Below are 19,132 nucleotides of genomic sequence, written 5' to 3' on the forward strand. Positions count from 1 at the left end.
AATTCCACAAATAAAGTGGCATTGATCAAAAATCCATTTTTTCTGATATAATATCGAATGTTTCAACCGGCAAAGCACTCGTTATTTGGAAAAGTTGCAAAATAAATTCTCAATTCTGCTTTGATCGACAGAGGCGAAAAAGTATCTTTTCCATGCTTTTTCTCAAAGGAAATTCTGAAACGAAAAGAGTTTGAAAAATATGGCTTTAACTTTAAAAATTAATCACCGGGATGCAGGCTGCAAAGCACGCACCGGTCAATTTGTGAGCGATCATGGCGCAGTGGAAACACCCGTTTTTATGCCGGTCGGCACGATCGGGACAGTCAAAACATTGTCGCCGCAAGATTTGAAAGCCTGCGCATCGCAAATGATGTTATCCAATACCTACCACCTTTTTCTGAAACCGGGGCTGGATGTGCTGCGCCATTTTGGCGGTCTGCACAAATACAACGGGTGGGATCGCCCGATTTTGACCGACAGTGGCGGCTTCCAGATTTACAGCCTCGATTCAATGAAAACCGTATCCGAAGAAGGCGTGGAATTTAAATCGCATTGGGACGGAACGAAGCACATGTTCACGCCGGAAAATGTGGTAGATACGCAGCGCATTATCGGTTCGGATATTATGATGGTGCTGGATTATCTGACCGGAAATCCTGCAGATCACGATATTTCTAAAAATGCACACGAAGTTACACTCCGCTGGGCAAAACGTGCCCGCAGTCATTTTCTGGCAACGGAGCCGTTGTATAGCTTCCGGCAATTCCAGTTCGGTATTGTTCAGGGTGGTATTTACAACGATTTACGTGCCGAAAGCATCGCCGGATTGGTGGATATCGGCTTTGATGGCTACGCCATCGGCGGGCTGGCAGTTGGGGAAGATGCCCAAACCCGCCGCGAAGTCACCGATTTTTGCACCGATCGCCTGCCGGCAGATTTGCCCCGGTATCTGATGGGCGTTGGCAAACCGGAGGATATTTTGGATGGCATTGAACTGGGCGTCGATATGTTCGACTGTGTGATCCCCACCCGAAACGCCCGCAACGGAACGGTGTTCACATGGAACGGCAAAGTGAATCTGCGCAACACGCATCACAAACTTGCGACCGGACCCATCGACCCGGATTGCGCCTGTTTCGCCTGCAAAAATCATTCGATCGGGTATATTCACCACATGCTTAAAGTCAATGAAATCTACGGCTTACGCCTTGCGACTATTCACAATGTGCATTTTTATCATCACCTGACAATCGCGGCACGCGGCGCGATCAAAAACGATCTTTTTATGGATTTCAAATCCAAATTTTTGGATAACTATTTTCAAAACGAATCGAATTAGCCTTAGCTATTTCAAAAGCCGGAAAATATCCGTATATTTTTCGCCGGAAATTTAACAGAGGAGAGTCTTTCGTGGATACACAAATGTTTGGCGGTTTCGCCTATTTATTATTGATTATTGGTATTTTTTACTTTTTCATCATTCGTCCGCAGCAAAAGCAGAAAAAAGAGCGCGACCTAATGTTAGCCGCGTTGCAAAAAGGCGATAACGTCGTTACCCTTGGCGGTATTTACGGCAAGGTTTTGGGCTTCAAGAATGAAGATAAAGTGGTTGTGCTGAAGGTGGATACCAACACAAATCTGGATATCGACCGTACCGCAATTACCCAGGTTGTGAAAAGCAAAGGCGGCGATGCCTAATTGTAAGTAACTGATAATTTGTAACTTAGTAATGGATTTTCAATGGCTGTTTTACCGGTAATTAAATACGGTCATCCGACACTTCGGAAGGTTGCCGAACCGCTGACAGATGCGGAAATTAATGATGATCTGCGGGACGTCGTTGCCAATATGATCGATACGATGCGGGCGTACGACGGCATCGGTTTGGCTGCACCACAGGTCAACATTTCCAAACGATTTTTCGTGATTGATATGGGATTGCTCGACGAAGAATCCGATGCGGAGGTGTTCATCAATCCGGAAATTATCAACAAAGAAGGTTCGGAATCGATGGAGGAAGGCTGTTTGAGCATCCCCGATATCCGTTCGGATGTTCAACGGTCAACCCGGATGACGGTTCGCTACCTCACCATCGACGGCGATGAAATTGAGGAAGAAATGGATGATTTGCTCGCTCGCGTGTTTCAGCATGAGCTGGATCATCTCAACGGCGTGCTGTTTATCGACCATCTCTCGTTTATCCAACGTAAATTGTTGGAACCAAAATTGCGAAAAATTCAGGGGGAAAGTTCGCTAACTTGAGAGATTTACGCATCGTTTTTATGGGAACACCGGAATTTGCGGTTCCCACAATGGCTGCAATTCACAACTCCCGGCACAAAATTGTCGGTGTTGTCAGCCAACCGGATCGTCCGCGTGCCCGCGGAAAAAAAGTGCTGCCCACAGCGGTGAAACAATTTGCACTGGATAACCACCTCTCCCCTATTCTTCAGCCGGAAAAAATGAAAGATCCCGCATTCATCGACGCGCTGCAATCGCTGAACGCGGATGTTTTTGTGGTTGTGGCGTTCCGGATTTTGCCGGAAACCGTTTTTGCGATGCCGAAATTTGGAACGATCAATCTGCACCCATCGCTGCTGCCGCGCTACCGTGGCGCTGCGCCGATCAATTGGACAATCATCAACGGCGACAGTGAAACGGCGATCACAACCATTTTTATCCAAAAAGAAATTGACGCCGGCAACATTATTTTGCAGCGCAAAATGCCTGTTTTTGCTGAAGATACAGCCGGAAGCCTGCACGATCGCCTCGCCGATAAAGGTGCGGAAATGATGCTGGAAACGCTCGATCAAATCGCTGCGGGAACAGTTACTCCCACCAAACAGGACGACAGTTTGGTGACACCCGCACCAAAACTCACCAAAGAAATTTGCCACCTCAATTTTGGACAACCGGCAAAAGCGGTTCGTCAGTGGATTCACGGATTATCGCCGTATCCGGGCGCATTTGCGATGCTGGACGATCAGCAACTGAAGTGCTTTCGCGCCAGTGTCATCGATGAACAACAGCAACCCGAAGCTCCCGGAACCATCGTCCGCGCGGAAAAAGATGCGCTTTGGATCGCCTGTGCGCCGGGGATCGTGGCGATTGAAGAAATGCAGCTGCCCGGAAAACGCCGTTTATCTGTCGATGAATTTTTGCGGGGAAACCCGCTGCCAGTGGGTAAAATTTTGCAGTAATTTGCAACTCACGCCAATAAACACGCCATCGCAAAAACGATATATTCCAGAAAAAACATACCCCAGATAATCAAATAAAATCGCACGATGTCCGGCTTTTTAGCCGGATCGACCCGGCGGGCAAGCAGCCACACAATCGCTAATAAAATCGCGTGACTAATGGCCAAAACCATTGGCTGCACACCGGATAAACCGCTAAATCCGGCGTAAATCAACCCTGAGTAACAAAGGGTCAGCAATGCCATTCCGATGTTGAACACTCGTCGTGCGCCCAATTTTAGGGATAGCGTTTTGATAGCGAATTGCTCATCGCCTGCCATATCGGGGATATCTTTAAACCACGCGATAACTAAACTTAAACCAAAAACAAATGCCGTGAGCGCCCAAATGTGATCCGGAATTTTATCAATTCCGCCGAATATTTCGTTGAAATGTAAAAACAGAAACAGGTTCACCAAAACGCCGCGAACCGTAAAAATACAGGCTGCCGCCCAAAAATGGAACCGTTTCAATCGCAACGGCGGCAGCGAATATGCCGTGCCGATCAGCAAGCTGGCAAACACCGTGAGCAGCAGATATTTTCCGCCGAAAACTGCCAGCACCAGCGAAATCCCAATCGAAATCAGCACAAGCGCCCAACCGGTGCGCATCGAAAAAATGCCGGATGCCAACGGCAAATCCGGTTTGTTGATCCGATCAATATCGATATCGGTAATTTGGTTCAGCCCGACGATGTAAATATTTGCGCCGAGGCAACTCGCCAACGCCAGCAACAACGCCGCCAGTTGCGGATCCGCAGCGTTAGTATGAGCAAACGCCATCAAATACAATCCCGAGACGCTGAGCGTTGTGCCGATGATGGTGTGCGGACGGCTAAATTTCAGAAACGCGCGGAAATACCTCACGGTTTTCTCCCCTGAAGCAGCCCGAATTTGATCAATCCTTCGCGATACCCGCGAATCATTTGGGTCATCGCCATTGCCCCGCGAATGGTGGACCAGCCGGATTGTACCAGTCCGGTAATGCTGTCCCAGCGAAAAACAGATTTCACAACCGCATTCCAAAACGGCGCTACGGCATCGCTCCAGTCTGTGGTTTCGATGTTGGTAAATCCAATGTTTTCAGCGATTTGGGCATACTCATTTATCGATAAAATGTAGGGTAGATGATAAACGTTGTAAATGCGATTCAGTAATTCCTGCTCATCGTCGGAAAGCGCAGGAGGCAAGTTGCGGTGGCACCAGGTTGCCATCAAAAACGTTCCGCCGGGTTTGAGCAAATCGTAACATTTTTGGATAAATTTTTCTTTTTCGGGCATGTGTTCGCCGCTTTCGAGCGACCAAAGCAAATCAAATTGCCCGTTTTCGAATGGCGGATTGAGCGCATCCGCAACCTGAAACCGGACTTTTTCGGACATTCCGGCGGCTGCCGCACGCTCGGTTGCGCGATTCACCTGATACGGGCTGAGCGTGATTCCGGTAACCCTCGCCCCAAATTTTTCTGCGAGATACAGCGAACTGCCACCGATGCCGCAACCGATATCCAGAATTTGCTTTGGCGATTGCACATTTCCCCAACGTAATAATTCTTCCATCAAATCAATTTGTGCCTGCAGATGATTTTTTTCTTCCGTGCCGTCTGCGCCATAATAACCGTGGTGCATGTGCTCACCCCAGGTTTTTTCCCACAACGCAGAAGAGTTATCATAAAACTGTTTGATATTTTCGTTCAGTTGTTTTTTTTCGGACATTAGCTTCCTGTTTTTTAATGATTTACGAACTAATCCAGCAAACACCAGCCTGCCAATCCGATCAACAAAAAGCCGGTAATTAACAGTGAAATTTTCTGGTGAATTGTCATCGGATCGGGTGAGCCTTTGGCAGCATCGTTGATTTCACGAAGCCATATTTTACGCAGCGGTTTGATTGCGATAGCGAAAATTGCCATCGGGATGAAAAAAAATCCGGCTGTATTTCCAACCATCAACCGCAGAAAAAACCGGATTCTTCGACCGATCGTCATTTTTTCCTGCACATTTTCCGCTTTTGGCGCATCGAATACAATCGCCGGTTCGCCCTCTTCCATTTTGGTGCCAACAATGGCGATGCCGTATTTTTCTTTCAGCACCCAATGTGGCTGTACGTAGCGGTATTTTATATCCAGAAATCCGGCATTTTCGAACCACCGGAAATATTCGTTTTCTTCGGGAAACAGCATCCAGATGTCCGCCAACCAGCGTCCGATGCGGTTTTCCGGGCGCAGCGGACCGATCATCAACGCCTTTCCGCCCGGTTTCAACACCCGGAAAGCCTCCGCAATGCCGCGCTGCGGTTCCGGCCAATATTCAATACTGCCGGCAGAAACATAGCGATCAAACGTATCGGTCGGAAATCCCAAATCTTCCGCATCACCCAGCCGGAAAGTGCACTGTTGCAAATCCGGTTTCTTTTTGGCATAACTCATCTGGTGCGGGCTTTGGTCGATGCAGGTTACGTTTTTCGCCGAAATTTTGCGAACAATGCCTTGCGTGGTAAACCCGGTGCCGGAGCCGACATCCACCGTCCGGAGTGTTTCGGGTTGCAAATCTGCCAAATCCAACGATTCTTCGCGCATCCGTTCGGTCCAAAAAAACGGGTTTACATATTTATCATAAAAAATCGAAAGGAAACGGTAAAACCAGAAAGCCTCTTTTTTATGCTGAACGTTACGCATCATAAACCCTTGTTTTGATAAACGTTACAAAAAATTAATTGCGATTTGCTTGCCACATGCTAATCAGTTTTGGAATATCGCCAACAAATTCAAATCCGGCTGGACGACCGCGAGCCTCAAAGATTGTGTTGATTTCGGAGCCACGAATAGATTCGAGACACACATCGACGGCTGCATTCAGCGATTCGGGAATCCGGCGGATCATGCCGGATTCGGTTGGTGCAAACAGCATTCCGGCATCACCGGAATGTAAAATTTCCATCGATAATCGATTGTGATTATCGCGCACAATAATTGTTGTGCTATGTTCGAAAACCTCAAATTTTTCAATTCTCGCGCCGGTGTAAGTTGCAAACCGATACAGTTTCCCGCGATGCAAAAATCCCATGATAAACCCCGGAAACGCGCCGCGAATCCACGGTATTATGGCGATCGACGCGGTTACGCTAATGCCGCTTTCGCCAAAATGGTTGCACTGCAGCCAAACCCATGACTCCGGAAACGATTTGCCCCAATCTTTTTCGATATACCCGCGCCCGCCGCTAAAATCGATGGTTTCCGCGTTGAGTGTCAGTTCACCGGCAATTTCGTGATCGAGACTAACGACGCCATGATAACATTGCATAAAAGGTGCCCATGCGTACCAGCCCATAATTCCGGGAGAAAGCAACGTAATTGGCCACGTTTCGATATTTCGAAATGTCAGCGAGCCATTCAATTGTATGTCGGGATGATTAATTTTGAGGGAAATTTGCGATGCCGAAAAATAATTTTCGCCGATGTGGATATCAAATTTATCCGGCTTTGCGCGAAACTCGTTTTCCGGAAATGGCACGAAAATTACGGCACCGTTTGCACCGTCGAATACCTGAATAAATGCCTGTGTTCGTTCTGGTGTTCGTGCCAAAAAAATTCCCGGAATCACAGCAATGCTTTGTTTAGCCTGCGCATCCACCAATTTAAAATACCACCCTTCGAAAAAAACAGGGTGTTTTCCATGACCGTGGAAGCTATCCGGATTTAGCGTATTTCTGAAATAATTGCGCATCTGTCGGGCGATTTCACCTTTTCGATTGGTAACACAGGCGGTCAGATTTTTAGAATACGAAATATGCCAAAATTAGCGGTCCGGCAATGGCACCAATGACACCGCCGGTTCCCATCGCCGATTTTATTGAAAACGCGTTCGGACGTATTCCTGAAACAAACATATAAACGACAAATCCCAATCCGCTGCCAATGACAAATCCCAACAGCAAACTGACAATCGCCATGCCGATAAAGCGGCTCCAGAAATTCGGATCATCCGGTTTCAGCGCAATTATCAACACATTCATCAATACAAAATGTATCTGATGCATTCATTTTCCTTTTAGACAAACGGCGTTTTTACGATAGTTGCGCTCGCGCTGCGCCCACGTGCAACGATATCGATGGTGTTTCCGGTTGCGGCATGCGCTTTGGCAACATACGCCAACCCGATATTTTTTTCGAGAATCGGCGAATAGCAACCGCTGGTCACTTTGCCGACGGTTTCGCCATCTTTTTGCACATCGTAATCTTTGCGGGGAATCATCCGGTCTTCCAAAATGAAACCAATCAACCGGCGGGAAATACCTTCGGCTTTTGCTTTTTCGATGGCGGCTTTGCCGATAAAATCGGGTTTGTCTAATTTGGTAATCCAGCCGAGACCGGCTTCCAGCGGCAGGGTTGTTTCGTCGATATCGTTGCCGTAGAGGCAATATTTTTTCTCCAGCCGCAACGAATCGCGGGCACCCAGCCCGATCGGCGCGATGTCGAACGGTTTACCGCTGTCGAAAACGGCATCCCACACTTTTTCGGAATATTTTTTATCAAAATACAGCTCAAAGCCCGGTTCTCCGGTGTAACCCGTTCGCGAAATGATCATTTCAACGCCTGCCAAATCGCCATTCAGGAAACAGTAAAACGGGATTTCAGCCAAATTTACTTTGGTCAATTTCTGCAATGTTTCTTCCGCTTTCGGTCCCTGCACCGCCAGTTGGGTGATATCGTCGCTGATATTTTCGATGGTCACGCCGTCCATTTTATTGGCCAACATCCAGTCGTAATCTTTCTGCAAATTTGAGGCATTCACCACTAATAAATAATCGTTACCGCGATTGTAAACGATCAAATCATCCACTATCCCGCCGTTTTCGTAACACATTGCGGAATATTGAGCCTGATTTTCCACAATTTTTGATGCATCATTAATGGTTATTTTATTGACCATTTCCAGCGCATTTTTCCCGCTGAACACAATTTCGCCCATGTGCGAGACATCGAAAACGCCAACAGAGTTACGCACACATTTATGCTCTGCCAAAATACTGCTGTATTGAATCGGCATGGAATATCCGGCAAACGGCACCATTTTGGCACCCAAACGGGTGTGAATATCAAAAAGTCCGGTTTTTTTCAGTTCCACGGTTAGCTCCTGTTTTTATTTTTTTGCATTTTTTTACAGCTGTTGTGCATTGAAAAAATTCAATCGCTGCCATTATTATGTAACGGAAATCTTTTTCCGCACTTAAACAGTTGATTTCACTTACTTTGGCGATAAATATTTTCTCGTTACACGCAGTATGTTATCGCACGTAGGGAATGTACTGGTTTGCTTAACCAGATTCAATATTGTTGAATATTTAATGTTCGAAACCTGTATCGGAAGGATAAATAAGCAGGAGTGGCACAAAACGCAATGAGAAAAAATAATTGCCCTAAAAAACTTGACCCTTTGAACTCACCGCCAGTTCAAAGGGTCATGTCATTGGAGGAGGCCTATGTGGGAGGAAAACTCTCACAAGTGCTTGCACTTAACATTTTCGGCAAGCCATGGCCAAACTTTAGATATTTTTTAGTTTTTTTGCATTATTCAACAGTTTGCGAAAAACGGAGTAACTCCGCTTTTCCAATTCTTCGAGTGATTGATTATTCTGGATGGTAAAATCTGCCCAGCGGCTTTTTTCCGGAACCGGGATTTGCCGGTTAATCCGGTTTTTTATTTCCGCATCTGATAGTTTATCGCGGGCTTTTATTCTTTCGGCGCGGTTGCGATAATTTGCTGAAACAACCACAATGGAATCGAACATATTTTCCATCCGGATTTCGTAAACTAATGCGGCATCGATGACAATAACCCGAAATTTGCCGGTATCGCGGGCACTTTCTATTTCATCGATCAGCTTTTCAACCAATCGCGGGTGCACAATTCGGTTGAGAATATGCAATTTTCGCTCATCTGCAAAAACGGCTTCGCCGAGCAAGCGGCGATTCACACGCCCGTTTCGAAAGAAATATTGCTTACCCAGATCTTCCTGAATGAGTTTGCGAATTTCTCGATCATGATCAACCAGGTCACGCGCAACATCGTCTGCACTGATTACTTTTGCGCCAAATTTTTTAAAAAAACCGGCTACGGTAGATTGTCCGCAGCCCATCCCGCCTGTCACGGCGACAATCAGTGCATCGTTTAAAGAATCTGCCATGAAAATTTATTTTCCGTTCGTTCAAAATGTATATGTAATGGTCAGCCGGTGCACAAAATCGTTCACTTCGTTGGCACCCTGACCGCTGATAAAATCCGGTCCTTCGAATAAATAATTATCGTTGATATCCAGATCCATCAAAAAATTACCGATGTGGATGCCCACACCAACAGTTACGTCGATATCGTTAGTTCGGGTTAACGTCACGCTTTTTCCATTACTTCGATTGCTAATGGTTTGCTTATTTTCCGAGAATGTTTGCACAGCACCCAACCGCAACACCAGCCATTTTTTTGCATATGTTTCACCACCGAGAAAAAATGCGGGCATGTTTGTGATACGCCGGGTAATTTTTTGGCTGTCGGGATCATCGGTTTCGCTTCGGGAAAAACCGAACATTTCGACACCTAAAATCACCAGATTTTGCGGATTGATGCGGTAATGAAAGCCCAGGTTCATCCGGAATTCCAGAAAATCCGTATCGATATCCCGGTTGGCCATTTCCACCGTTGTACTAAATTGGTTGATCAGCACCACCGGCACGTATTGAATACCATCCTGTGCGCCCAGAAAAAAGCGACCGCTGACACCGAAACCGGAACCGCTCCACTTTTCTTCAACGCCTGCAGCAACGCGTTTAAAATACGGTAATCCAAAGTATGCACCAAAATCGTATGTTTCGCTGGAAACGCCGCCGGCAAATTCAACATAGGTTGCTGTTTCGTCAAAATCCAGTTGGAGCGAATCGGAATCCGTTCGTTCGATTTGCTCGGTTGCCAATCCGATCCGGAATCCGACCTGATTTTCCCCGATCATCGAACCGAGTGTAAAATCTGCACCTTCCAGATTTCCGAATGTCGGTGATATTGTGTTCGGAAAGGGCAAACTAAATTGCCGGTTGAGATACAAGGCCCCGAGCGCTTTATCGCCCAACGGCAAATGGACACCCGCTGAGAATGTGTTGGATTGATTTTTGAACCGAAGTTCCGAAATCACCAGATTCGGATATCGGTAAACACTTGCCGGAAAGGTTCGTAAATTTGACACATCGTATGTAAAAATACCGGTGCTTCCCATCGATCCCACCCGGGTTTCACCCGGTATTGCCGGTATGGAAATACAACATAAGCCAACAATCAACCACTTCAGCAAGAATATTTGTTTCATTTTGACACCCGCTAACAATTTTATCAGTCCGGAATCATAAGCCATTCCTGCCGAAAACGGATTCCCTTTTTGTCATTGATTCCTGTAAAAGTTAATGAAAACCTAACAAACTAAGCAATAGGGTTTTCAGAATCAAGCAGTTGTTGAAGCCGTATTTTTTGCTTGCGAATAAATATTGTTTGGTTAAATTTGCCGTGGGTTATGGCACTGCTACCTTCTTTTATCCTACTTCTGCTCAAACGATTGCCGGATTGTGCCAATTGGTTCACTGAACCATTATCGAAACGGTAATATTAATGATCTATTACAGCACAAATCGCAACATATCAGCTCTGCTGGACAGGGCAATTCAAATCGCCACGAGCGCCCATGCCGGGCAAACGGATAGAGGTGGCATGCCCTACATTACCCATCCGCTGCGGTTAATGATGAAACAACCTACCATCGAAAACATGATTGTAGCAGTTTTACATGATGTTGTGGAAGACAGCGATTGGACACTTGACAACCTGCGCAGCGAAGGATTTCCCGAACCAATAATTGCTGCCATAGATGCCCTCACCCACCGCGAAAACGAACCCTATGAAGCTAACCTGCAACGTATCGACCAAAATGCTATGGCAATCGCCGTAAAAAAATCAGATCTGGAAGACAATATCAATGCACTTCGATTAGCAACGCTGCACGAAAAGGATTTCCAACGATTGCAAAAATATCACAAAGCTTATCGCTTTTTAACACGAAATACAGAGTGATCATCGGTTTGGAAAAAACGAAAACAGCAGTTGATTCATTGACAGAATCCCCGGATTACCCAAACGGTCCCATCCGTACTCATTGGGTAAAAATTAACGGACTCAACACATTTTACCGCACAGCCGGAAAAAAAGGCGATATTTTATTGCTCATTCACGGTGGCGGAAGTGATTACTCCGGGTTTATCTGGAAACACACTTTGCCGGCGCTGGCGACTCGTTTCCGGGTGATTGCGCTGGATTTACCGGGATACGGCAGCAGCGAGCTGCCAAATCTTTTGCCCGACCAGTCGATTCTCTCTTTTCACAGCAATTTTATCTGCGAATTTTTGGATGAATTGAACATAGCCAAAGCGCATATTTGCGGATTTTCAATGGGCGGCGGGATTGCGCTGGGATTTGCACTCGCTCATCCGGAGCGCATCAAGAAACTGGTTCTGGTTAACAGCTATGGTTTGGAAAAACCTGTTTTTGGGGGATTGTTAACCTATTTAATTACGCGGGTTGATCCTCTTTGGCTGAGTTTACGATGGCTGATTCGCCATAACCGATATATCGTTCGGCGCGGTTTGCGCTGGTCAATTTGCGATCCGGAAAACATTACCGATGAGTTGGTGGACGATGCCTTCCAGGCACTCCGGCTGCAACGGCTGCATCCCGCATGGCGCATATTTCAGCATCAGGAAATTACGTTGCAGGGGTTTCGGACGACGTTTTTGGATGATTTGGAAGGGTTGGCAAAACCGACATTGTTCATTCTCAGCGAAAATGACGAACTGATTCCGCACAAATTGGTCAAACCGGCACTACAGCAATTAAAGAACGCTCGATTGTATATTGCCCGGAATGCCGGGCATTTACTGCCCCGCGAAAAACCGGCGGAGTTTAACCGCGTGTTGATGGATTTTCTGTCTGATAATTTTGTGCCCAAAACCGGCGAAAAACCGGTTACCGCAAAGAAGAAAGATAGCTCTGTTTCTGAGCCAAAGCCTGATACGCTTCCATAATATTTTTTAAGCGCACTTTCTCCGGCTCTGTCATCATTCTGTTGAAATTGCCATTTTTCCCGATGTAGCGAATCGCCGTCGGGCCGGGCTGCATCACAGCTTCCAACATCCGCAAATCTTTTTGGGCAACTTGTGCGTCATACCATTCCCATTCACCGCCGGAACCTTTTCCACGTTCCATTTTGCCATACAATGTGGTTATCGGATAATCTTTGTCACCAACGTTAATTTCATAAGAATCAATATTTAAGCGAGAATCGCCGGAATAGTAAATTCGCATCCGCAGCCAAACATCACCGTTTTCATTTTTTCCGATATAGGCTTCAAAACTGTTTTTATAAACGTAATGCGACACATTTTTATTGTAATACCAGGTTATGCCGCGCTGTCGGTCTTCTTCTTTTCGCAACTTTGATAGCGCTGCTTCCAAAACGCTATCATCAAACGGCGGTGGTGTAATTTTTACCGGCGGTTTGGATTTCCGGGCAACCGGTACAGCTCGCGGTTTGGGAGCTGGCTGTGTTTGGGTTTTAGGTGCAGATTCCTCAATCGCAAGTCCACGATTATTTTCTTCTTTACCATCGATGGTTGCCATCAGCTCTGCCGCACGAAGCGCATGGGGCGAATTCGGATAGCGTTCATTCAATATCCGGGAAATTTCCCGCGCTTTTTCAAAATCACCTTTTTCAAAAGCATTAATAAATTCGGCGAGCAAGCTATCCTGCGGGTTGGTTTCGAGGATCGTCTCGTTTACCGGTGCTTGTTCCGCTAACCGATTGGCATCGTTGGATTTATACTGCGCGAAAAAATAAAAAATCAACGCAATGTAGGCTAAAAACAATCCCCAAATGATGGCTAATGTTTTGTTTCCCATATTTTTTTTGCCACCGTTGGGTCGTTGTTGCGGCGTTTCTTTCTGGTTCATAAAACCTCCGATGCCATTGACGCAATTTTATCAGGATAAACACTTGATTTCAAAACAATTTACATACAAATAATATAAGGTCGGACAAATGCGGGTTCAATGATTAATCGCAATATTTTGCTTTTTGGATACGAAAGGAATCCGGCTATTGCGCAAAACACAACAGCCGGATGAAATTATGTTCGATTGAACAAACAGGTTAAACAGATAAAGCAGCTAATTTTTGGAGTGCCTCGGTAAATTCCCCATCGATTGCTTTGCCGCGATTGCGGGCATACCAGCCGTGAAGTTTTGCCAAAATGGCGTTTTTGGGCTCACCGGCAGCCAGCCCCGCGGCAAATATATCAACCGCTTCTGCCGGACGCGGACCCCATTGGAATAATTCTTTACCGTTCTCGGTGAAAGCGACCAATTTTGGAATACTCCGTTTGCCTTTGGTGAGATATTCATCCATAATATCCGAATGACTATCGCGAGCCAATATTCGTAGGTCGATATGTTCGCTAAGCTCAGCTATTTTAGCTATTTGCGGTAAAATTTGTGCGGAATCACCGCACCAGTTTTCAGATAGCACCATCCAAATTTGCGGCTCGTCGATTTGCAAAACAGCTTCCCGTAATTCATCGGAAGGTGTGTATGTTTTGCTAACCCGGATGCTCCGTTGCAAATTCAACCGAATGAAATCCCACTGATTTCGTGCGGTTTCATCCAGCGATTCGGGATCGGTTTCTTCGGCATATCGCTGAAATTCGCTGAAATAATCCGAATAGGTGCTCCCCTCATTTAAAATTGTTGCCATTAACTTTGCTGTTTCCATCTCTTCCATCCTCTCAAATTAATAGTTGCTGAACAGCCCCTTTTTATTATCGTCCAGCAGTATTAATCTTGGATGTGGAAATGAAATCAATGTTACACAGTTTGTGGCGGCAACAGCTCCTCTTGTGCAAGTTTTCCTTTGAAAAATTTTACACTCATATAGAAAAACGGCGTATCGAGCAATGCCACAGATGCTTTGAACATATAACTGTAATAAATGAGTTCCAGAATTTTGTCCGTCGGTAGAACGCCCCAAAAAGTAATCAGCATAACTGCAACAGTATCAACTATTTGTGAAACCATTGTTGAGCCGTTATTGCGCAGCCACAAATGTTTGCCATTGGTGAGTTTTTTCCAGAAATGGAAGACATGCACGTCCACCAATTGGGCTACCAGATAGGCGATCATGGATGCCGCTGTACCGCGAACGATATAATCGTAAACATAATTGTAGGTCAGTTCTTTGCCAGGTGTTCCCTGCTGCACAGCTGAAAACCAAACCGATTCCGGCGGTAAATAATAACCGATTGTGGTGACAATCAGCATAAAAATATTCATCGCGAAACCGACCCAAACCAAATAGCTGGCGCGTTTTTTTCCGTAAAGTTCACAAACCAGATCGGTTGCCAAAAACGTCACCGGATACGGAATGATACCCACCGGAACGCCAACGCCAAAAATCGTTACGATTTTTGTGATACCAATAATATTTGCCATTATCAGCGAAGAAATGAAAATCGCTGCCAAAACCAGAAACAACCGTTCACGAAAATCCACCGCGATCCACCTTATATCGATTAAATTTATTTTTGAAATTTAGGCCGGGAATATACACACCAAATGCTGTTTTCGCAAAACGGTGTAATTTTTGCAGAGTTTGCTTCGGTACTGCGAAATACGTATTTTTATCTGCCATTTAACGAAAGAAAACAGATGAAACGTTACACATCGATCGAGTTGTTCAAAGAAAATTTCAAGTTTTCGTGCGGACATTTTACGATTTTTTCGGCGAAACACCGGGAAAATTTGCACGGACATAATTTTCAGGTGATGGTGCGGTTTACATCCGAAGTGCTGGAACACGGCATGACATTCGATTACGGAAAGTTGAAACGCAAAACGGAACGGCTGTGCAGCGAATTGAACGAACATTTCCTGCTGCCGGGCGAATCGCCATATTTGCGGATCGAACAGCGCGAAGATTTGGTTTTCGCCCATTTCGATACGGAAAAGATACCGTTTTTGCCGCGTGATGTGATAATTCTGCCCATCGCGAATGTAACGTTAGAGGAACTTTCGCGATGGTTTTTGGAACAATATCTGGAAGATCAACAGGAATTTGAGGCATTTGGCGTTCGGGAAATTGAGGTGAAAGCCTTTTCCGGTCCCGGTCAATCTGCTTCTGCAATTTGGAAACGCAGCCCATGAAACCCATTTTATTTATCACTGGTGGAAGCGCCGGAATCGGCAAAGCAACAGCAGAACTGTTTGTGCAGGAAAACTGGCAGGTGATCAATTTATCGCGAAGGGAATGCCCGGTTGCCGGCGTTCGCAGTTTTCAGGCGGATTTGAGCAAACCTGATTTTCTGACCGAATTTGCCGGGGAAATGCGCGGATTGTTGGCAAACGCGCCAAAAATCTGCCTCGTTCACAACGCAGCATTGTTGAATAAAGATAGCCTGCACACATTGGAAGAATCCGCATTTCGCAATGTTTTGCAGATCAATCTGGTTGCCCCGCAGGTGCTCAACCGCTTTGTGCTACCCTTCATGAAACCGGGATCATCAATTATTTACATCGGCTCAACACTTGCCGAAAAGGCAGTTCCCGGCACGTTTTCATACGTTGCCAGCAAACATGCCCAAATGGGGATGATGAAGGCAACCTGTCAGGATTTGCACGGAAAAGGGATTCACACCGTGGGCATTTGCCCGGGATTTACCGATACGGAGATGCTCAACACCCACCTCAATCACGATGAAGAAATTTTGGCAGCCATCAAATCGATGAACGGGTTTAACCGGCTGGTAACGCCATCGGAAATCGCCGAAATGATTCGGGTTGCGGCACACCAACCGGTGTTAAACGGCGCTGTCATTCATGCCAATTTGGGGCAGATCGAGCGGTAAAACGCTTACCCTTTTATCACTTCGCAATCGCGGATTTTGCCGCGAACTTCGCAACCTTCGGGAATGTAAACTGTCACTTTCGTGCGTTCATCTTCATTGATAATATCACCTTCCACCACGCTGCCGTCTTCCAGCCGGATGGTCACTTCGCGACGGTTATTGCTGCCGGTTGATTCGCCAATGACGATATTGCCACGCACCAACGATTTTTCCCGCAACGTGATATTCCCGTTGATCGTTTCGATATCGCGCTCCACCAGCGAGCCGGCAATATCGATCCTTCCATTGATAACAGATATCCCGCCGCGAATTTCGCTACCGGAATGTACTGAAATACCGCCGTTTACAGATTCGAGATCGCCGCCGATCTGCACTTTGTTTCCGATAGTAATTTTGCCGTTAACCGTGCTGACATCACCAACTTTCGATGCATCATCGATTTCAACTTGACCGTTTACAGATTGGCAACTGCCTTTTACGCTGCAATCTTTCCCGACAGAAATATTGCCGTTTACAGTGCTCAAATCGCCGATGTGAATGTCACCGTCATCCACCCGGAGATTTTTGTTAACGGACATATCACCATCACATGCGCTGATGGCGCCTGCCATGACAAATAAAAGGGATAAAATCAGACGAATACCGCTTTTTTTCAACATTTTGGTGCCTCCAATTGATTTTTACTTTAAAACAAATTATTGCAGGATTAACGGATTTTCTGGCTACTTGTTGCAGTTGCAGGATACTAAATCGTTTTGAAAAGCGAAAATTTAATTGATTGGATGGCTGTGCGGTTTTTTGATGCGTTTTTTTGGAAAAATCAGATGCTCAACAGCTCGTTTTCCGTTTCCTGAAGCTCGCCCAAAATGGCATCGCGATTGGCTTCGGCACCGGCTATTTCTGTCTCGATTTCCGCTAATTTTTGGGCATCGCGTTCTTTGGCGTATGCCAGCCAAAAACTTTCGACCCGCCGGGTGAGATCTTCAAATTGCTGCTGCAATTCTCCGGCGCGTTGGCGCAGAAAATGTCGTGAACCATCAAACCCGTTCAACAAATGATCGATGCGAATCGGCTCATCAACACCTTCGGGGTGAATGGTGGTTTCGCCGTTTTCTTCCATTCGCAGCAAATGCTGGTAATCCAACCGGATATCGGGATGATCCGGTAGCGGCACACGGGCAAGCACCTCAATCATCGGGAACAACGCGTGCAAATACTCAAAATGCGCAGTTACGCGAGATAGAAAATCGCGCCGGGTCGTCCGGCGACCGTTCACCCAAAATGTGATTGAATTGTCGTACGCATTCATTTCCACCAATGCGGCATTGTTGCCATCCCGGACGATAAATCCGTTCTGCCACAGCGTGTCCGGCTGAATAAACGGATACAACCGCGCGACAACTTTCGCGACCAGATTTTTGGGCAGAAAATTGTATCGATACTGAAAAATGAGGCTGTGAGCAAAATCCCAAGTGGCGTTTTGCGATTGATCCGACAACCAGTGCGGCACCATGTACACACGATCGGTTTCGTCCTCCACATCAAAACAAAGTTCGAAACGTTTCATCAAATCGATAAAAAACGGCAGGTGCGAACGGCTGTAGCCCAACGGCTGGATCATTTGCTGAATGTCTTTCGCCTTCAGAATTCCGGGATTCGGAAAGGGTGTTTTGATGGAAAGCACCCGCCCGACAGCTTCCGTTAGCCAACCGGGACGCTGCACCAGCAGATGCGACAGTCGCATATCATCCTGAAATCCGGTGATCACGCCAAGGTCGTTTAGCCAGCCCAACAACGTTTCGCGGCTGAATGCATCCAGCCCTTCACGATCGCACAACTGGTCAAATTCCATCCGTTCGATGAAATCTTTGCGGCTGATTTCCAACCGGGTTTTTACGTTCAACCAGCCGGGCTGCCAAACAGTTTGCATGTTAGGCATTTGTGGCAACACTTTTTTCAGCGCATCGCGCAGTTCGTGAATGCCGGTGCCGTCGCTGGCTGAGATGTTGATAAATTCCTGAATTTGGGGAAATTGGCGCTGCAAATGCTGGCGATTGAGTTCCTTTACACCGCGATCCACCCGATTCAGCAGCAAAATTACCGGCGATCGTTCGCCAAAAAACTGGATCAGCTTCAGCCAGTTTTGCAATTCAGCGCGATTATTTTCTTCGCCGGCATCCCAAACCAACAGATACACCGTGTTTGGCGTCATAAAAAACCGGTGCAAATTCAGTTCGGTTTCTGTCCGCCCAAAATCCCAAATGTTCAGTTGCATCCGTTTGTGCCCAACCTGAAACGGCCATCGCTGAATGTTAATACCTTTGGTAGATTTTTCGGCAGGATCAAAAGTTCGTTCAATCATCCGGCGAATGACGGCTGTTTTGCCGGTTCCGGGGTTGCCCAAAACCATAACTTTGGTTTCGTTGATGAAGCGTTTTTCCTGCTGCATCAACATAAAATCGATCAAATCTGCCGGTCGCCGGGAAAAATTTTCGCCGGGCATTGGCAACATCGGATTGCCACTCAGCTCCAGCACTTCCAATTCGGGTAGTTCGGAGAGTTCAGCCGGTAGCGTTTTGAGCTGATTTTCAGAAGCGGAAAGCCATTTCAATTTGCGCAACTCGCCGATCTCACGGGGCAACTCGACCAGTTCGTTGTCGTCCAGCCAAAGTTCCTGCAAATTGCTCAGCCGGAAGATTTCCCGGGGCAATCGTTTCAATTTATTGTGCTTTAAATTCAACCGGGTGAGGTGGGTCAACGTGCCAATTTCCGGCGGCAACTCCGTCAGTTGGCTGGCAGACAGGTTCAGCACATTATTGTGCTGCGCATGTTTGATGATGTTGAGGAGTTCTTCCCGGGTCATTTTTCGGCAATCGGTTTTGATTAAGGGGAGAAGTTAAACAATCTTAGGC

The 19,132-nt window shown here is 46.4% G+C and carries 21 protein-coding genes; 8 read left to right on the plus strand and 13 right to left on the minus strand.

Annotation, left to right across the window (positions count from 1 at the left end; translation table 11 throughout):
* The first annotated feature begins 199 nt into the window (after positions 1–199).
* From tgt to H6629_00475, 4 genes are all read left to right on the plus strand, one after another.
* A complete protein-coding gene (tgt, locus tag H6629_00460) occupies positions 200–1,339 on the plus strand; it encodes a tRNA guanosine(34) transglycosylase Tgt (GenBank protein ID MCB9066266.1) in 1,140 nt (379 codons plus the stop codon).
* Between the two features lie 83 nt (positions 1,340–1,422).
* Positions 1,423–1,698, plus strand: coding sequence for a preprotein translocase subunit YajC (gene yajC / locus H6629_00465; GenBank protein ID MCB9066267.1), 276 nt, complete (start codon positions 1,423–1,425; stop codon positions 1,696–1,698).
* 42 nt (positions 1,699–1,740) lie between these two features.
* The gene (gene def / locus H6629_00470; protein ID MCB9066268.1) at positions 1,741–2,262 is read left to right on the plus strand and encodes a peptide deformylase; all 522 of its coding nucleotides are present in this window, start codon (positions 1,741–1,743) and stop codon (positions 2,260–2,262) included.
* Between the two features lie 20 nt (positions 2,263–2,282).
* Entirely contained in the window at positions 2,283–3,200 is a 918-nt protein-coding gene (locus H6629_00475) for a methionyl-tRNA formyltransferase (protein ID MCB9066269.1), read from the plus strand.
* A gap of 8 nt (positions 3,201–3,208) precedes the next feature.
* Here the strand turns inward: H6629_00475 and H6629_00480 are convergent, their stop codons facing one another.
* The 8 genes from H6629_00480 to H6629_00515 form a co-directional block, all read right to left on the minus strand.
* On the minus strand, positions 3,209–4,141 hold the full coding sequence (locus H6629_00480) for a homogentisate phytyltransferase (GenBank protein MCB9066270.1): 933 nt from the start codon (positions 4,139–4,141) through the stop codon (positions 3,209–3,211).
* Positions 4,102–4,950 (minus strand): class I SAM-dependent methyltransferase, encoded by an 849-nt coding sequence (locus tag H6629_00485; GenBank protein ID MCB9066271.1) that lies wholly within the window; start codon positions 4,948–4,950, stop codon positions 4,102–4,104. The genes H6629_00480 and H6629_00485 overlap by 40 nt, the downstream gene beginning before the upstream one ends.
* A gap of 29 nt (positions 4,951–4,979) precedes the next feature.
* Positions 4,980–5,912 carry a methyltransferase domain-containing protein gene (locus tag H6629_00490; protein MCB9066272.1) on the minus strand — a complete coding sequence of 311 codons (933 nt, stop codon included), beginning with the start codon at positions 5,910–5,912 and terminating at the stop codon, positions 4,980–4,982.
* A gap of 34 nt (positions 5,913–5,946) precedes the next feature.
* Entirely contained in the window at positions 5,947–6,960 is a 1,014-nt protein-coding gene (locus H6629_00495) for a hypothetical protein (protein MCB9066273.1), read from the minus strand.
* Positions 6,961–7,009: 49 nt separating this feature from the next.
* On the minus strand, positions 7,010–7,273 hold the full coding sequence (locus tag H6629_00500) for a hypothetical protein (protein MCB9066274.1): 264 nt from the start codon (positions 7,271–7,273) through the stop codon (positions 7,010–7,012).
* Positions 7,274–7,284: 11 nt separating this feature from the next.
* Entirely contained in the window at positions 7,285–8,355 is a 1,071-nt protein-coding gene (gcvT, locus tag H6629_00505; GenBank protein MCB9066275.1) for a glycine cleavage system aminomethyltransferase GcvT, read from the minus strand.
* Between the two features lie 424 nt (positions 8,356–8,779).
* The gene (locus H6629_00510; GenBank protein ID MCB9066276.1) at positions 8,780–9,421 is read right to left on the minus strand and encodes a dephospho-CoA kinase; all 642 of its coding nucleotides are present in this window, start codon (positions 9,419–9,421) and stop codon (positions 8,780–8,782) included.
* A gap of 21 nt (positions 9,422–9,442) precedes the next feature.
* Complete coding sequence (locus H6629_00515) at positions 9,443–10,588, minus strand: hypothetical protein (GenBank protein ID MCB9066277.1); 1,146 nt, start codon at positions 10,586–10,588, stop codon at positions 9,443–9,445.
* A gap of 296 nt (positions 10,589–10,884) precedes the next feature.
* Here H6629_00515 and H6629_00520 point away from each other — a divergent pair, with 296 nt between their 5' ends.
* Positions 10,885–11,343, plus strand: a complete 459-nt coding sequence (locus H6629_00520) for a GTP pyrophosphokinase (GenBank protein MCB9066278.1) — start codon at positions 10,885–10,887, stop codon at positions 11,341–11,343.
* Positions 11,344–11,381: 38 nt separating this feature from the next.
* Positions 11,382–12,350, plus strand: coding sequence for an alpha/beta hydrolase (locus H6629_00525; protein MCB9066279.1), 969 nt, complete (start codon positions 11,382–11,384; stop codon positions 12,348–12,350).
* Here the strand turns inward: H6629_00525 and H6629_00530 are convergent.
* From H6629_00530 to H6629_00540, 3 genes are all read right to left on the minus strand, one after another.
* Entirely contained in the window at positions 12,292–13,275 is a 984-nt protein-coding gene (locus H6629_00530; GenBank protein MCB9066280.1) for a hypothetical protein, read from the minus strand. The genes H6629_00525 and H6629_00530 overlap by 59 nt on opposite strands.
* Positions 13,276–13,474: 199 nt before the next feature.
* Positions 13,475–14,074, minus strand: coding sequence for a thioredoxin family protein (locus H6629_00535; GenBank protein MCB9066281.1), 600 nt, complete (start codon positions 14,072–14,074; stop codon positions 13,475–13,477).
* Positions 14,075–14,184: 110 nt separating this feature from the next.
* Positions 14,185–14,868 carry a queuosine precursor transporter gene (locus H6629_00540; GenBank protein MCB9066282.1) on the minus strand — a complete coding sequence of 228 codons (684 nt, stop codon included), beginning with the start codon at positions 14,866–14,868 and terminating at the stop codon, positions 14,185–14,187.
* A 156-nt stretch (positions 14,869–15,024) separates the two neighbouring features.
* On the opposite strand from H6629_00540, the gene H6629_00545 reads away from it, so the two are divergent.
* Together H6629_00545 and H6629_00550 are read left to right on the plus strand one after the other, a co-directional pair.
* Entirely contained in the window at positions 15,025–15,519 is a 495-nt protein-coding gene (locus tag H6629_00545) for a 6-carboxytetrahydropterin synthase (GenBank protein MCB9066283.1), read from the plus strand.
* Complete coding sequence (locus tag H6629_00550; GenBank protein MCB9066284.1) at positions 15,516–16,220, plus strand: SDR family oxidoreductase; 705 nt, start codon at positions 15,516–15,518, stop codon at positions 16,218–16,220. Before H6629_00545 ends, H6629_00550 begins: the two co-directional genes overlap by 4 nt.
* 5 nt (positions 16,221–16,225) lie before the next feature.
* Here H6629_00550 and H6629_00555 read toward each other — a convergent pair whose 3' ends face one another.
* Both H6629_00555 and H6629_00560 read right to left on the minus strand, forming a co-directional pair.
* On the minus strand, positions 16,226–16,879 hold the full coding sequence (locus H6629_00555) for a hypothetical protein (protein ID MCB9066285.1): 654 nt from the start codon (positions 16,877–16,879) through the stop codon (positions 16,226–16,228).
* A 161-nt stretch (positions 16,880–17,040) separates the two neighbouring features.
* Positions 17,041–19,083 (minus strand): hypothetical protein, encoded by a 2,043-nt coding sequence (locus H6629_00560; GenBank protein ID MCB9066286.1) that lies wholly within the window; start codon positions 19,081–19,083, stop codon positions 17,041–17,043.
* Positions 19,084–19,132 lie beyond the last annotated feature (49 nt).

This window comes from Calditrichia bacterium (assembly GCA_020634975.1).
Classification (GTDB): Bacteria; Calditrichota; Calditrichia; order RBG-13-44-9; family J075; genus JACKAQ01.